Origin of the sequence: Paenibacillus doosanensis (genome assembly GCF_025060755.1) — a bacterium.
Classification (GTDB): Bacteria; Bacillota; Bacilli; order Paenibacillales; family NBRC-103111; genus Paenibacillus_S; species Paenibacillus_S doosanensis.
Map to the genome: position 1 here is coordinate 25426 of NZ_JANYUY010000041.1, position 14341 is coordinate 39766.

Here is a 14341-nt window from a genome sequence, read left to right on the forward strand (position 1 = left end):
AGAACAAAAGTTTTTTCCGACAAAAAAAAGACCGGCCGCGCAAACAGCCGTATCCCTTGCCGCATAAGGCTTCGCGGAAACCGGTTCCTGCCCCGTTCCGCCTTGGCCCAAAACATCCGTTCGGTTATTCCTATAGACAACCCCGCTCTATTGCCGTTGCATACTGTCGATTCGCTCTATATGCGCTAAGGAAACGACAAAACTACTGAAAGAAACCGTTTCGCCCGACATGAAATGGGAATTTATCCCACATCCTTTCAAGCTGCCGCCGCTTTCCCGCAACAATCCGACTCTGTCCGCCCTAAAAAACAAAGACACCCTGACAGGATCATTCCTGACAGGGTGTCTTCAATTGTGCATCTGAATAGCGGCGAAGGGGATCGAACCCCCGACCTTACGGGTATGAACCGTACGCTCTAGCCAGCTGAGCTACACCGCCACAACGAATCTTAGTATATATCAGAGCTATCCGATTTGTCAAGCAGCCCTAAAAGTGCGGTAAAAAAAGCCGCTGCGGCGCCCATTTGATCTTCCAGTCGCTGCTGAAACCGGATTTTTGGGATTGTTGTTTCCCTATCTCCCTTGGCAACAAAAAGCCGAGGAAGCGATCACACGCTCCCCCGGCTCCCATTCGTATCATTAATCGCGTCTTGCCCCACGGCCTCCGCGTTTACCTTCAGTATTCTTTTTCAGGGACGAAATCCGCTCTTCGCTGTCTTTCAAAAAGCGCGACACTTTGTCTTCGAACGTTAATTTACCAGCAGGAGGTTTACCTCCACGGCCGCCACGGTCGCCTCCACGGCCGCCAAAACCGCCACCGCCGCCACGAGGGCCTCGATCGCCGCCACCCATGCCGCCGGAACCGCCACCGGGTCTTTCAAAACGAGCGGGCTTAGCTTCCACCGGTTTATCTACCGCTTGCTTGATCGATAATCCGATTTTGCCGTCTTTGTCCACATTAATCACTTTGACTGTAACGACGTCGTTAAGTTTCAAGTGGTCGTTGACATCCTTAACGTAGTTATCTGCTATCTCCGAGATGTGCACAAGGCCGGTACCGCCCTCAGGTAGCTCTACAAACGCCCCAAAGTGAGTAATGCCCGTTACTTTTCCTTCCAGCTTGCTGCCCACTTCAATTGCCATAAAGTAAAATGTTCCTCCCTTAAATAATTGAGAAAAACGTCTATTGACGTCTATTCACCGATGAGCGACCGCGTTCAGTGCGAGAAAAACCCTAACAATGCAGATTATAACGTACTCGCCGCAATACGGTCAACAAGAGGATTACGGCAGTCTCTACTTTTATTCTTTCGGCACGTAAAACAAGGTCTCGCCTTGCTTTACATAGTGCAGCTCTTTGCGAATTTTTTGCTCTACATACTCGGGGTCGTTCAATCTCGCGATCTCCCGCTTGTTATCTTCATTGACTTGCTGCGTTTCTTTATACTTTTGATCCAGGGCCGTCACCTTCTCGGCGCGCTCCTGGAGTTTCCCGATTTGATTCCATAACGTCACGCCAGCCCAGCTCATAAAGCATGCAAGTATAATCATCACCAAACGGCGTCTGCGATATGAGCCTTTATTATTCGGTTTGGCGTCATTGCTTACTGCCGGAACGGATGGCATAGAATGTAAAACCCTCCCACTTTGTTCAAAAGAAGCGACGAAACCATGCCGCGGTCCATTGAGCCGTTTTCTTCACCCAAATAGGTAATCGGATCCATCTGATCAGGGGCCTGAGCAGCCACAATAACAGCCTCCAGATAGGATAGAGTAATTGTAGCACAACTTTATACAGGAACATAGCGATAGCCAGTAAAAACCCCAAAAACACGACGGTAGTCCTATAGATCCATATAGCCGGAATTACAATAAACAACCGGATAGTTGTTTTACCGACACGAATCGTCGCGTGGACCGCTCTGATCATCCATTTAATGATCCCAATGACCGTTCGGCTGAAGAGCAGGAAGTACACTCCGACGCCAATAAATAACCCGATGAAAATAAACATCCGCACCTGTCCCAGGTTGCTCATGTAAAGCAGCTTGAATACAAGCAGCGTGCCGACGCACCAAAAAAAGATGTCCAGGAGGTAATAGGCATAACGGGGCGCACGTAGCTGGCCTGCCAGCACCCGATACAAATCGAACAGTCCGCCTAACGAGAGACCCCCTAAAAGCATCATGCCCATGGTGACGAATTGAACTTGCAGAGTCACTTAAACAGCTTCCCGAAAAATCCCTTGGATTTTCCTTGGGAATTCGTGTCTACATAGGCCAGCTCGTTCACCAATCCTTCGATCGCGACAAGCCCCTGCTCGAGGCTCAAGTTTTTGATGTGCAGGTTCTGTCCCTTAATCATCAAATACCCGAATTCGGTCTCCAGCAAAAACTCCTCGCTGTCGAAGCTCTCTACATTCATGACGCCGGATACTTCTAGCAGCTTGCGGTTGAGCATCTTGATTTCTTGTCGTTTGACTTTTCCCGGCTCTATTGCCATGATACGATCCCTCCTGGCAGCTTTGTTCGGGCTGTAACTGCTTCATCGCCCGGCAAGTCTCCGAGTTGTGCATGGCCTCCGGCTTCTGTTGAAAACAGGTTCCTTGATTAGCTCAAGTGGAGGGAACCTATTTTCAAAGGAAGCACGTAAACTCTCCGGCCATTACACAACCCTCCGCCTTTGCACGCGATGGAAAAGTCGGCTGAACAAAGCTTGTTTACTTAAAAGTATGGGGGGATGTCCAGAAATAGAACCAAAAAAGAGACTGAAACATCAGTCTCTTTAGCCTTGCCATAATTCGGTTTTATGCACTTCTTCGCTAAGCAGCGTGTACATCTTGGCGGCATCTTCCTTGCGGGTCGATTCCGACAGCTGCTCCACCCTTACGGTGACGCTTTTCTGCCCGAACTGAATTTTCAGTTCGTCGCCAACTTTAACCGCGCTGCTCGGTTTGGCATCTTTCCCGTTGATCCAGACGCGTCCCTGATCGGACACATCTTTGGCGACGGTGCGCCGCTTGATCAGTCTGGAAACCTTGAGAAATTTGTCAAGACGCATTATTTTACCGCTTCTTTAAGCTTGTTGCCTGCTTTGAAAGCCGGAACTACGGACTCAGGGATGCTGATTTCTTTACCGGTTTGCGGGTTGCGGCCCGTGCGTCCGGAACGTTTGCGAGTTTCGAAAGTGCCAAAACCGATAAGCTGAACTTTGTCGCCGCTGGACAACGCGTCCGTTACTTCGCCCAAGAAGTTATTAAGAACGGTTTCAACGTCCTTTTTCGTCATCCCGCTTTTTTCAGCGATGTTGTTGATCAAGTCTGTTTTGTTCATGGATACATTTCCTCCTCAAAATAACACTATGCTTAGTATTCTTTGTTTATCAGGAAATTCCTGCTAGCTATTGTCGATTTATAAAACTTTTTTTGCTTCCTGCCACAAAGATTCCATCTCTTGTAAATCAGTTTGGTCAAAAGATTTACCCTTTAAACGCAGCTGCCGCTCAATATAACCAAATCTTTCAAAAAATTTGCGATTCGCCTGGGACATGGCTTCTTCCGGTTCTACCTTCAGAAAACGGGCCAAATTGACGATCGAAAACAGCAAATCGCCGAGTTCCTCCTGCTGTTCTTGCTTCGACAAAGAAGCGACGGCTTCCTTCAATTCCGACAGCTCCGATTCGACAACATTCAACACTTCTCCCAGCTCGGACCAGTCGAACCCGACGGCAGCGGCCTTCTTCTGCAGCTTGTACGCCTTCATCAGCCCAGGCAGTTCGCGGGGAACTCCGGAAAGCAGCGGAAGCTCGTTTGGATCGATGCCTCTCTTGCGCTTCTCCTCCTGCTTGATCTGCTGCCAATTGCTAAGCGCCTCGTCGGCATCATCCGCCTTCATTTCGCCGAATACGTGAGGATGACGGCGAATCAGCTTCTCGTTCAGCCCGCCGATCACGTCCCACACGGTGAATCCGCCCTCTTCGGCTTCGATTTGCGAATGGAGCATAATTTGCAGCAGCAGATCGCCGAGCTCTTCGGCCATATGGTCCGGGTCCTCCTCGTCGAAGGTCTCCAGTACTTCATAAGCTTCCTCGATCAAGTTTTTGCGAAGCGACTGGTGCGTCTGCTCCCGGTCCCAAGGACAGCCTTCCGGGCTTCGCAAAATTTCCACGATTTCGTGCAGACGGGCAAAGGTCCGGCTGCGCAGCCGCTCTTCGCCGGAGCGCGGCACCCATACGAGCGACAAATTGCCGTAATCCTTCAAATGATCCAGTTCGAACAGCGGGATTCGGTGAATCCGCTCTTCGCCCTGAACGCCTAACGCATGACCGACCACGACCTCCCAATCGTCGGGGTACAGCTCCATTAACGTTAGCTTCACATCGGAAGCCGTATGCGTGTCGTACACTTGCCCGATGACGGTATGCAGCTGCGGATTGAGACTGTATATCGACAAATCATTCCCGTTCAGCAGCTGAAAGCCGTCGATCGGATCAAAACCAAGCCGCACGAACGCCTGATCGAGAAAGCTTTCTCCGCCCATAACCGTGAGCTCAACCTGCTCTTGCGGGCAGCGGACCCGCAGCAGCTGGACGGTCATTTCGGCCACCATCGGATGACCCGGCACGGCGTAAACGACCTCCCCTTGCTCCTCTTTGGATAAGTGCAGCAGCTGACCGGCGATCGTTTCGTATACCTGCTCGAACGTATCATTGCTTGTATATATCGAATCGAACGATTCATAGGCGATTCCGTTATCGCGCAGCAGCGAAACCATCGGATGCTGATCGGTGCGAAGGTACAGCCTTTTCGCTTGCTTCAGCTTTTTCCAGACGCCGAGCGTCAATTGATCTTCGTCTCCGGAGCCTAGTCCGACGACGGTAATGCGCGGTTGCATCATGCACTCGCCTCCTCCTTTTTGATCTTTCAATCGCTGTAAAAGCCTTGGGCGAACGCGGAGGCGCGGCAAAAGACCCGGGCCGTTCAAGAGCCCGCGGGCCAAAGCGGTAAACCCAGCCCGCAGGCTGGCGTTAGCCGTGCTGCGCCGGCTCTAGCGCAGCAGCCGGTACTTGCGCAGCAGCGCAAGCGGCTTGCCGCTAAGCTGCGGCACCTGCCCGAGCTCGGCCGCCGTCACGGCGCCGAGGCGCAGCAGCGCAAGCGCATACGCGAGCGCCCCCGCGGCGACGCCGACGAGAGCCACCGCCGCGGCCATGCCCCGCGGCGGCAGGCTCGCGCCCAGCGCGCCGAGCAGCGCGGGCAGGCCGTGCGTCACGGCCAGCAGGGCCACGGCCATCAAACCGGTGCACAGCAGCGGTTTGATGACCGCCCGGCCCGGGGCCGGCCGCACGCCGGCGGCGCGCAGCGCATGCGCGAGCGCGAGCAAGCCCGCGAGCGCGTAGGCGGCCACCGCCGCGGCGGCGGCGCCGTCGATGCCCCAGCGCGGCACGAGGGCGATGTTGCCCGCGACCTTGACCGCGGCCGCGGCGAGCAAATACAGCGCCGGCGCGGTGACGGCGCCGAAGCCCTGCAGCACGCTGGACGCCACGATGTTCAGCGTGCTGAATAAGGCCGTGTAGGCGAGCACGGCCATCGTCCACGAGCCTTCCGGGCTCTTGAACAGCATCGCGTTAATCGGCTCGGCCAGCATCGCGAGCCCTACGGACGCCGCCAGCCCGACCAGCCAGGCGAGCCGCAGCGACATGGCCGTCCGGCTGCGCAGCGCTTCGGCATCGCCGCGCCATTTCGCATCGGCGATGGAAGGCACGAGAGCGGCCGACATCGACGATGCAATCATGGCGACCAGCTGTACGAGCGGCAGCCCGTGATTATACAGCCCGAAGCGCAGCAGCGCGCCGGTCTCGTCCATTCCGTGAAGCTTCAGCAAACGCGGCACGGTAAACGAGTCGACCAGCGTAAGAATCGGCAGCGCAATCGTACCGAGGCAGATTGGCAGCGCGTAAGCCAGCAGCCGCCGAACCAGGCTCCAATTGCTCTCCGCCGGCGCTGCGCCCGCCTCGGCGCTTTGCTTCGCCTTGAGCCCGGCTCGTCTAGGGTCCCTGCGCCAAAACCAGAGCATGACGAGCAGCCCGGCCATAGCGCCGGCCACGGAGCCGAAGGTCGCTCCGGCCGCGATCCGCTCCGGGCCGCAGCCGTAGCGAACGAACAGCAGGAGCAGCGCGAACATGGTGACTACTCTCGCCGACTGCTCCACGACTTGAGATACCGCCGTCGGAATCATGTTCTGGTAGCCTTGATAATAACCGCGCAGCGCCGACATAACCGGCACGAACAACAGTGCGAACGAAACGCTGCGAATGGCCGGCCCTGTTTGCTCGGCGCCCATGAGCCATGCCAGGCGTTCCGCTCCGAAATACAATAACGCGAAAAACAACAGTCCTGTTGCAGCAAGCGTCGTTGCGGCCACCCTAAGCACCCGTCGGGCTTCGGCGTCGCGCCCTGCGGCAGCCTGTTCCGATACGAATTTGGAGACGACCAGCGGGAAGCCGGCCGTGGCCAAAAACAAAATTAAAATGTACAGCGGATAAACCGCGTTATAAATCCCGAAAACCCCGTCTCCCGCTATATTTTGCAGCGGAATTTTCTGCATCGTCCCGATCAGCTTGGACGCCACAGCGGCGATTCCCAGCACCGCAGCGCCCTTAAGCAGCGCAGAGCCCGCGGCTTTGCCGGATTCGCCATGTTTGTTCGCATCCCCGTTCATCGTTCGCCCTTTCTTTCGTCGTTCGTCCGGCGCGGCTTCCTCCGAATTCTCTCTCATTATATACCATTAGATGCCTGGTGAAAAACGAGCGCAGCACAAAAACAGCTTCCCAACCTTCGCATCCTTGCAGGATCCGTTCGTCAGGAAGCTTATCGATCAATCATTTCTATTGTTCCATTTGCTTTGCGAGGAAACCCGCCGCCGTTTCGGCCATTTTGGTTTCCATTTGCCCCATTTTCACATTCTCGTCCTTGCTTACAAGGATAACGGCCCCGATAGGGTCCCCTCCGGCTACAATTGGAGCGATCACATAGGAGGAATATGTTTCTGTGATATCCTTACAAATTTCATACTGTCCCATGGAGCTTTCCATGGAGGATTTGCGGTTTTCCATACACGCCTCTACAAGCGGACCGATCTGCTTCTCCAGAAAATCCTTCTTCGATCCGCCTGCTATGGCGATAATCGTATCGCGGTCAGAGATCATCGTAATATGATTTGTGCCCTCGTACAAAGATTCCGCATACTCCTTGGCGAAGTCGCCAAGCTCACCGATCGGAGAATATTTTTTCAGGATAACTTCCCCGTCACGATCCACAAAAATCTCCAGCGGGTCCCCTTCGCGAATCCTGAGTGTCCGACGAATTTCCTTGGGGATAACCACTCTTCCTAAATCGTCAATGCGACGAACGATTCCAGTTGCTTTCATATTTCTAGATGCCTCGCTTTCCTTGAAGAGTTAGATTCGACTGGATAGCACGGTGTATACAAATGGAGGGAATTCAATTAGTAGCCATAGTATTCTTCGATTCCCATTGACTTATACATCTGTTGCCTTCTTTAGCGTAGGATTTACCGCTATGTACCGGCGGCGCCGTTGTTTTCATTATGTCCATATTTGAGAAATAAAAACAGGATGCCCTGCAGGGCATCCTGGTAATATATTACTTGCTAGGCGTTTCCGCTTTCGGAGCTTCCGGCGCCGGTGAAGACGATGGAGCCGGAGAAGCGGCCGGCGCTTTTTCTTCAGGTTTAGGCAGCGTATTGGTCTCGATCATCGTCGGCAATTCCTTGTCGACAAAGTCGTAAATTTGCGTTTCGGCCAGCTGCGAGCGCAAATCTTCTTTTACTTCGTCGAACGTTTTGGTTTTGCGGGCTTCGACCTTCATAACGTGATATCCGTAGCTGGTTTCTACCGGATCGCTGATTTGATTAAGCGGCAGCTCGGCAGCGGCTTTCTTGAATTCCGGCACCCACTGGGAAATTTCGACGTTCTCGTATTTGCCGCCGTTGTCCTTGGAGCCCGGATCGTCCGAGTACTCTTTGGCCAATGCGTCAAAATCGCCGCCGTTCTTCAGCTTGTCCTGAACTTCCTTAGCGCGCTTCAGCGCATCTTCCTTGGAACGCGTTTCTTTGCCTGTCGCGGCATCGGTCGTACCGACCAGAATATGGCGAACCGTCGCTACATCGTAAACATTTTTGTCCGCTGCGATATTTTTGTCGTACTCGGCTTTCACTTGATCGTCGGTTACTTTGCTTTCCATAGCTTCGATCGCCTGCATACTGCGGGAGACGAACGTCTCCAGATCTTTCTCGGTAATGCTCGCATCCTTCAGCTGTTTATCCATGCCGCCTTCCTGCATGCCCATGAACGCCTTAATCTGGTCCATCTGGGTTTTCGTCTTCTCGTCGGCAGCGGTCTTGGCTTTGTCGTCCGCACGGGCGGACAGCACCTTGAAAGTAACGAGCTGCTTCATCATATCCTGCTGAAACGCAGGATCTTCTTTGTACTGGGCATATTCTTTATAGAACAGCAGATTGGTGTTCAAGAACGTGTCGAATTCGCCGCGGGTTACTTTCCCGCCGTCTTTATAAGTAACGAGCACCTCCGCTGCGTCTTTATTCGTTGCCGCAGCGCCGCTTCCGGCTGCCGCGCCGGTATCGGAATCCGCTTTCTTGCCGCATCCCGCGGCGGAGATAATCGTCATTACAGCCAGCAGAGCGATAAGCCCTTTCTTGGCCGTCTTCCATTTATTTTGCAACATCCTGTAGTTCTCCCTTCGATTTCAGCGCACGCTTATATTGTACCAGAAACCTTTCCAGCAAATCGATGGATTCTTCTGGCTTTAACCCCTTGCCCTTGACTTGGAAATGAATTTGCGGTCCGGAAATCGGCTTCACCCGACCGTCAAATTCCCCGGTTACTTCGAGCAGCTTCTGTCCATCCAAATTGCCGGTTTGGTCGGCATGCATTTTGACCTCGTAATCCGTTCCCTTTTGCGATATCGTTTCGATCGCATACATCGAACCATATACTTTCAATCTCGCAGCGGTCAGCAGATTGTACACCGCTTGCGGCAAATCGCCGAAACGGTCGACGAGTTCGTCGTGCAGCTCGGCAGCTTCCTCCAGCGTTTTCACGCCGGCCACTTTTTTGTAAATCTCGATTTTTTGAACGCTGTCGTAAATGTAATCTCCGGGAATATACGCATCAAGCTGAATGTCCAGCTGGGTATTCCAAGGCTTCTGCACCTCCGCCTCTTCCCCGCTGATCTCCTGTTTCCTCTTGGCGATTTCTTCGGCGAGCATCTGCGAGTACAGGTCGAATCCGACCGAAGCGATGAACCCGTGCTGTTCGGCCCCAAGCAAATTACCCGCGCCGCGAATAGCCAAATCCCTCATGGCAATTTTAAACCCTGATCCAAGTTCTGTAAACTCTTTTATCGCCTGAAGCCTTTTTTCCGCAACCTCCGTCAATACTTTGTCCCGCTGGTACGAGAAATACGCATAGGCGATCCGGTTGGAACGGCCGACCCGTCCTCTAAGCTGGTACAGCTGGGACAAGCCCATTTTATCGGCATCGTGAACAATGAGCGTGTTGACGTTCGGAATGTCAACGCCGGTCTCGATGATGCTCGTGCTGACAAGCACGTCGAATTCGCCGTCCAGGAAGTCGAGAATCGTCTTCTCCAGCTCCTGCTCGGACATTTGACCGTGAGCCACCGTCACTCTGGCATCCGGAACAAGCATCGAGATTTGCTCCGCCATTTGATTGATCCCTTGCACGCGGTTATACAGGTAGTATACCTGTCCTTCCCGCGCCAGCTCCCGTTCGATCGCTTCGCGGATGAGCGCGTTGCTGTGCTCCACGACGTACGTCTGAACCGGGAAGCGGTTCTCCGGCGGAGTTTCGATAACGGATAAATCGCGAACCCCAAGCATCGACATATGCAAGGTGCGCGGAATCGGCGTCGCCGTCAGCGTGAGTACGTCCACATTCGTTTTCAGCCGCTTCAGCTTTTCTTTGTGAGACACCCCGAAGCGCTGCTCCTCGTCGACGATAAGAAGACCGAGATCCTTGAATTTGACGTCGGCCGACAAGAGCCGGTGCGTTCCGATGACCACATCGACAGTGCCTGCCTTGATTCCCTTCATCGTATCGGACTGCTCCTTCTTCGAACGGAACCGGCTCAGCACCTGGATGTTGAACGGATAACCGGAGAAGCGCTCGCGGAACGTTTCATAGTGCTGCTGCGCCAAAATGGTCGTCGGCACAAGAACCGCCACCTGCTTGCCGTCGATGGCCGATTTGAACGCGGCGCGGATCGCCACCTCCGTCTTGCCGTAGCCTACGTCGCCGCATAACAGCCGGTCCATTGGCCGCGGCTTTTCCATGTCGTCCTTAATTTCACGAATCGCCCGCAGCTGATCTCCCGTTTCCTCATAGGGGAACATGCCTTCGAATTCCTGCTGGTACGTGCTGTCCGCAGTAAAAGCATAGCCTTGGGCCGCTTGCCGCTCGGCGTACAGCTTGATCAGATCGTCCGCAATGTCCTGAACGGAAGAGCGCACTTTGCTCTTGACGCGGTTCCAATCGGTGCCGCCCAGCTTATATACTTTCGGCTCCTTCTCCTCGGAACCGACATACTTCTGAATATGATCGATCTGATCGATCGGGACAGACAGTTTGTCTCCCCCCGCGTACATAATGTGCAAATAATCTTTATGAATGCCGCCGACTTCCAACGTGCCGATGCCCACGAATTTCCCGATCCCGTGATTGACGTGAACGACGTAGTCGCCAATCTTCAGCTCCTGGTAGCTCTTGATACGCTCGGCATTCGCCATTTTCTTTTCGACTTTGCGCGCTTTGCGCTGCTTCTGGGTGAACATCTCACCTTCGGTGATGACGACCAGATGAATGTTCGGCAGCTCGAAGCCGGTTTGAAGATTGCCGTTCAAAATCGTCGGCTCTTCGATATGGTAATCCGCCAGCACCCGCCGAACGCGGTCGACCCGTTCCTCGCCGTTTGCCAGGAGCAGCACTTTGGCGCCCGATTTTTTCCAACGCTCCATTTCCGATTTCAGCACGTTCATCTGACCATGGAAATTTTGCATCACGCGGCACATGAAATTTACAATGTTCTGCGGCTGGGTTTGCGGCACCTGGCGCAAGAACAACGACATGTACAATGTTGGATACGGCTTGCGCTGCAGCAAGGTTTCATAAGACTTGGACAACACCAGCGCCGGAATGCTCTTCCCGTCCTGCAGCGACATGGTCGTCCATTCGGCTTCGTCCCGCTCCAATTGCTTCGCCGTCTCAAGCAAGCGGGACGGCTCGTCAATCAGCAGAACCGAATCCTCGGGCATATAATCCAGCAGCGTTTGGCGCTCGGGAAACAATAGCGAAATATATTTAAACAAACCGGCAAAATACTGCCCTTCCCGCATTTGTTCGATTTCGTGCCCTACGCCTTCCAGCAGGCGTTCCTTGGCGCCGCGGTCAGCCATCTTCTCCAGCTGCGTCTGCAGCAGCTCGTACGCGTGCTGAGCCGCGCTCTGTAACCGTTTTCCATCGGCTATAATTTCACGGCAGGGCGTAATGATCAGCTCGTTTATTTTTTCTATCGAACGCTGATCGGCAATATCGAACGACCGGATCGAATCCACTTCCACATCGAACAGCTCAATGCGGTACGGGTGCAGCGAAGACAGCGGGTACAAGTCGATAATACCGCCGCGGACGCTCATCTCTCCCTTGTTCTCAACCCGTTCCACGCGCTCGTAGCCGAGATGAACCATCTCCGCAATAAACGAATCCAACTGCAGCGTCTGCCCCACCTGAACGGCGATCCGCGCTTCCGCGTACATCTCCTTGTTCGGCAGAACCCGCCGCATTCCCGCATACGGAACGACGACGACACCGCGGAAGCCGTCCGCCAGCCTCGTCAGCGCGTCGATCCGCTGAGCCAGCATTTCCGGGCTCGCTACGGCCGACTCTGCAGCCAGCAGCTCCTGTGCCGGAAAAAGGATCACCTTGTCGCTTGGCAGACATTCCACCAAATCCTCGAAAATTTTTTGCGCCGAAAACATGTTGTGCGTAACCAGAAACAGAGGCCGCCCGAGTTCATGATATAAAGCGGCCAGCATCACCTGCCGCGAGGAACCGGACAATCCGGAGATCAATTGCTCCCTCATTCCCGATTGAACACCGGATACGATGCTCTGCAGGTCAGGATCCGCGGAGAATGCTTCGATTAAAGCTTGCAAAAAACGTACCCCCTCTCGCCCATCAACCAAAACCTCTTCTCATCATTTGCCATTGTGGTAAGTTTTCCGCCAACGGGTACTAGGAGCAACACCTTTTGGCGCAAGGTGACGCTCCTTATCTCCCTTTGAACATCGCCAAACCAACGAATCCCGTCTTCTATGGCGGAAGACAATTCGTTATCCTTGACTCATCATATGGTAAACCTTGACGGTTAAGAATCTTATGCCGGCGTACTCGAAAAAGAACCCAGACTTCGCTAGCCCAGGCGCATATATTCCAAACGATGCCGCCCCCGCCTTATTACTGCAGGGGACTGGTGACAAGCGACAGCTCGGGATTATGATCCAGAGCTTCCTTGCAATAATCGCAAACCACATTGACGGTCATATCGCCGTTTGGGTTATACGATATTATACTCTGACGCTCCTCGGGGGTCAAGAAATGGAAACCGAGCAGCTCATCGCTCACATGCTGCCGCTCCAATTCCCCTATCAGCGTATGACAGTGACGGCAAACGTATTTGATAGACATGACTCACTCCTCCTTTTTCATCATTATGACCAAAAAAGGAGAATATTAGCCTGCGCTATTTTGCAAGCACGCGGCGTAAAGGATCGCACTATGCGCCGTTAAATTTGGCCATCGTTTTCTCAAAAGGCTGCTCCAGCGCGTATTCCATCGCCTCGCAAGTCGTATCCAGCACCTGCGGCATCGTTTTGAATTCTTCTTTGGAAAACGAAGACAGCACATAATCCGCTATATTGTAGCCCGGGGCCGGACGGTTAATGCCCATGCGAATCCGGTTAAACGTCTGCGTGCCCAAATGCTGTATCGTCGATTTAATGCCGTTATGCCCTCCGGCGCTGCCTTGATAACGAAGGCGGATTTGCCCGTACGGCGTATCCAGATCGTCATAAATAACGACGAGATCTTCAACCGAAGCTTTATAAAAATCGAGAAACGCGCGAATCGATTCGCCGGATAAGTTCATATACGTCATCGGCTTGAGCAGATACACTTTTTGCCCGTTAATATTCCCTTCGCCGAGAAGACCTTTGCATTTGTTCTGCGTTATTTTAATGCCGTGCTTGTCGGCAAACCGGTCCAAAGCCATGAATCCGATATTATGCCGAGTCGTTTCATATTGCTTGCCCGGGTTGCCCAGACCTACAAACCATTTCATGTTACTCTAGCTCTCCCTTCGGTTTAGGGGCATCTTTCGCCGTTTGCGCACAGACTGCGCATGTCGCTCCGGCCCCCACAGCCGCCGAACGCGATAAAGGAGCGGATCGAACAAGCCGTTCGACACGCTCCGCAACAAGGATGAGCCGAGAAGACGTCGGAAACCCGGCCGCCGCCGATTTTCGTCCGCCCTCTGCACTGCAACAATACCAGAGCTATACCGTCTCTTGAGGATGATTCGCATCCGCTTCCGCTTTGGCTTCCGCCTTCTGCTCCGCTTCTTCCGCCGTATCCGGGGCGGCTTCTTCCTTCTGCGGCGCCAGCACGGTGACCAATACGTCGTTCGCCATCGACTTGATCTCGATGGAACTGCCCACCTTCAAGTCGGAGACGAGAATGCTGCTGCCGACCTCCAGTCCGCTGACATCGACTTCGATCGCATTCGGAATTTGCTTCGGCAAGCAGCGAATCTCGATTTCATGATGCTGTATTTGCAGAATGCCGCCCATTTGCACGCCTACGGCGTCGCCGATAAAGTCGAGGCGGACGGTCGTCGATACCGGTTCATCCATATTGATTTGGTGAAAGTCGACATGCAGAATCGTTCTCAAGATCGGGTCCCGCTGGATCTCGTTGATCATCACAGGCTGTTTGCTTCCATCCGGCATAACCATGTCGATAATGGCATGGGGGTTGGTGCGCAGGATCGCCGTCAGTTCCTTCTCGTTTATAGCGATCGGCGTATTGCTTACTTTTTTTCCGTAAACGACGGCTGGAATGTTCCCTTTGGCGCGAAGCCCCTTGCGCTCGGACTTCGTATCCGACTTGCGCGTTTCCGCCTTCAATGCTGCTTCCATATGTGAAATCCTCCTTCATCAATAGGCACAAG

General features: G+C 53.6%; 14 protein-coding genes and 1 tRNA gene. All 15 read right to left on the reverse strand.

Going from position 1 to position 14341, the window contains the following annotated elements; genetic code table 11:
- Positions 1-365 precede the first annotated feature (365 nt).
- Positions 366-439, reverse strand: a tRNA-Met gene (locus N0M98_RS23880).
- Positions 440-639: 200 nt separating this feature from the next.
- Entirely contained in the window at positions 640-1143 is a 504-nt protein-coding gene (locus N0M98_RS23885; RefSeq protein WP_249860631.1) for a S1 domain-containing RNA-binding protein, read from the reverse strand.
- Between the two features lie 159 nt (positions 1144-1302).
- Positions 1303-1626, reverse strand: a complete 324-nt coding sequence (locus N0M98_RS23890; RefSeq protein WP_259619403.1) for an FtsB family cell division protein — start codon at positions 1624-1626, stop codon at positions 1303-1305.
- Between the two features lie 25 nt (positions 1627-1651).
- Complete coding sequence (yabQ, locus tag N0M98_RS23895) at positions 1652-2221, reverse strand: spore cortex biosynthesis protein YabQ (RefSeq protein WP_249860629.1); 570 nt, start codon at positions 2219-2221, stop codon at positions 1652-1654.
- Positions 2218-2502, reverse strand: a complete 285-nt coding sequence (gene yabP, locus N0M98_RS23900; protein WP_259619404.1) for a sporulation protein YabP — start codon at positions 2500-2502, stop codon at positions 2218-2220. The genes yabQ and yabP overlap by 4 nt, the downstream gene beginning before the upstream one ends.
- Positions 2503-2784: 282 nt before the next feature.
- Complete coding sequence (locus N0M98_RS23905; protein WP_259619405.1) at positions 2785-3060, reverse strand: RNA-binding S4 domain-containing protein; 276 nt, start codon at positions 3058-3060, stop codon at positions 2785-2787.
- A complete protein-coding gene (hbs, locus tag N0M98_RS23910) occupies positions 3060-3332 on the reverse strand; it encodes a non-specific DNA-binding protein Hbs (protein ID WP_249860626.1) in 273 nt (90 codons plus the stop codon). Before hbs ends, N0M98_RS23905 begins: the two co-directional genes overlap by 1 nt.
- Positions 3333-3410: 78 nt before the next feature.
- A complete protein-coding gene (gene yabN / locus N0M98_RS23915) occupies positions 3411-4892 on the reverse strand; it encodes a bifunctional methyltransferase/pyrophosphohydrolase YabN (protein WP_259619416.1) in 1482 nt (493 codons plus the stop codon).
- A 153-nt stretch (positions 4893-5045) separates the two neighbouring features.
- On the reverse strand, positions 5046-6716 hold the full coding sequence (locus tag N0M98_RS23920; protein WP_259619417.1) for a putative polysaccharide biosynthesis protein: 1671 nt from the start codon (positions 6714-6716) through the stop codon (positions 5046-5048).
- A 166-nt stretch (positions 6717-6882) separates the two neighbouring features.
- A complete protein-coding gene (spoVT, locus tag N0M98_RS23925) occupies positions 6883-7425 on the reverse strand; it encodes a stage V sporulation protein T (protein WP_259619406.1) in 543 nt (180 codons plus the stop codon).
- 235 nt (positions 7426-7660) lie between these two features.
- Entirely contained in the window at positions 7661-8761 is a 1101-nt protein-coding gene (locus tag N0M98_RS23930; RefSeq protein ID WP_259619407.1) for a peptidylprolyl isomerase, read from the reverse strand.
- Entirely contained in the window at positions 8748-12269 is a 3522-nt protein-coding gene (gene mfd, locus N0M98_RS23935) for a transcription-repair coupling factor (protein ID WP_259619408.1), read from the reverse strand. Before mfd ends, N0M98_RS23930 begins: the two co-directional genes overlap by 14 nt.
- Positions 12270-12570: 301 nt before the next feature.
- Positions 12571-12801: an anti-sigma-F factor Fin gene (fin, locus tag N0M98_RS23940; protein WP_249860622.1), complete on the reverse strand. Its 231-nt coding sequence runs from the start codon at positions 12799-12801 to the stop codon at positions 12571-12573.
- Positions 12802-12889: 88 nt separating this feature from the next.
- Positions 12890-13453, reverse strand: a complete 564-nt coding sequence (pth, locus tag N0M98_RS23945) for an aminoacyl-tRNA hydrolase (protein WP_249860621.1) — start codon at positions 13451-13453, stop codon at positions 12890-12892.
- A 214-nt stretch (positions 13454-13667) separates the two neighbouring features.
- Positions 13668-14309, reverse strand: a complete 642-nt coding sequence (locus N0M98_RS23950; protein ID WP_249860620.1) for a 50S ribosomal protein L25/general stress protein Ctc — start codon at positions 14307-14309, stop codon at positions 13668-13670.
- Positions 14310-14341 lie beyond the last annotated feature (32 nt).

Excerpts from the sequence above, each read along its gene's own strand:
- N0M98_RS23885 (WP_249860631.1), bottom strand. The coding sequence starts at position 1,143 with ATGGCAATTGAAGTGGGCAGCAAGCTGGAAGGAAAAGTAACGGGCATT.
- N0M98_RS23890 (WP_259619403.1), bottom strand. The coding sequence starts at position 1,626 with ATGCCATCCGTTCCGGCAGTAAGCAATGACGCCAAACCGAATAATAAA.
- yabP (WP_259619404.1), bottom strand. The coding sequence starts at position 2,502 with ATGGCAATAGAGCCGGGAAAAGTCAAACGACAAGAAATCAAGATGCTC.
- N0M98_RS23905 (WP_259619405.1), bottom strand. The coding sequence starts at position 3,060 with ATGCGTCTTGACAAATTTCTCAAGGTTTCCAGACTGATCAAGCGGCGC.
- hbs (WP_249860626.1), bottom strand. The coding sequence starts at position 3,332 with ATGAACAAAACAGACTTGATCAACAACATCGCTGAAAAAAGCGGGATG.
- yabN (WP_259619416.1), bottom strand. The coding sequence starts at position 4,892 with ATGCAACCGCGCATTACCGTCGTCGGACTAGGCTCCGGAGACGAAGAT.
- N0M98_RS23920 (WP_259619417.1), bottom strand. The coding sequence starts at position 6,716 with ATGAACGGGGATGCGAACAAACATGGCGAATCCGGCAAAGCCGCGGGC.
- spoVT (WP_259619406.1), bottom strand. The coding sequence starts at position 7,425 with ATGAAAGCAACTGGAATCGTTCGTCGCATTGACGATTTAGGAAGAGTG.
- N0M98_RS23930 (WP_259619407.1), bottom strand. The coding sequence starts at position 8,761 with ATGTTGCAAAATAAATGGAAGACGGCCAAGAAAGGGCTTATCGCTCTG.
- fin (WP_249860622.1), bottom strand. The coding sequence starts at position 12,801 with ATGTCTATCAAATACGTTTGCCGTCACTGTCATACGCTGATAGGGGAA.
- pth (WP_249860621.1), bottom strand. The coding sequence starts at position 13,453 with ATGAAATGGTTTGTAGGTCTGGGCAACCCGGGCAAGCAATATGAAACG.
- N0M98_RS23950 (WP_249860620.1), bottom strand. The coding sequence starts at position 14,309 with ATGGAAGCAGCATTGAAGGCGGAAACGCGCAAGTCGGATACGAAGTCC.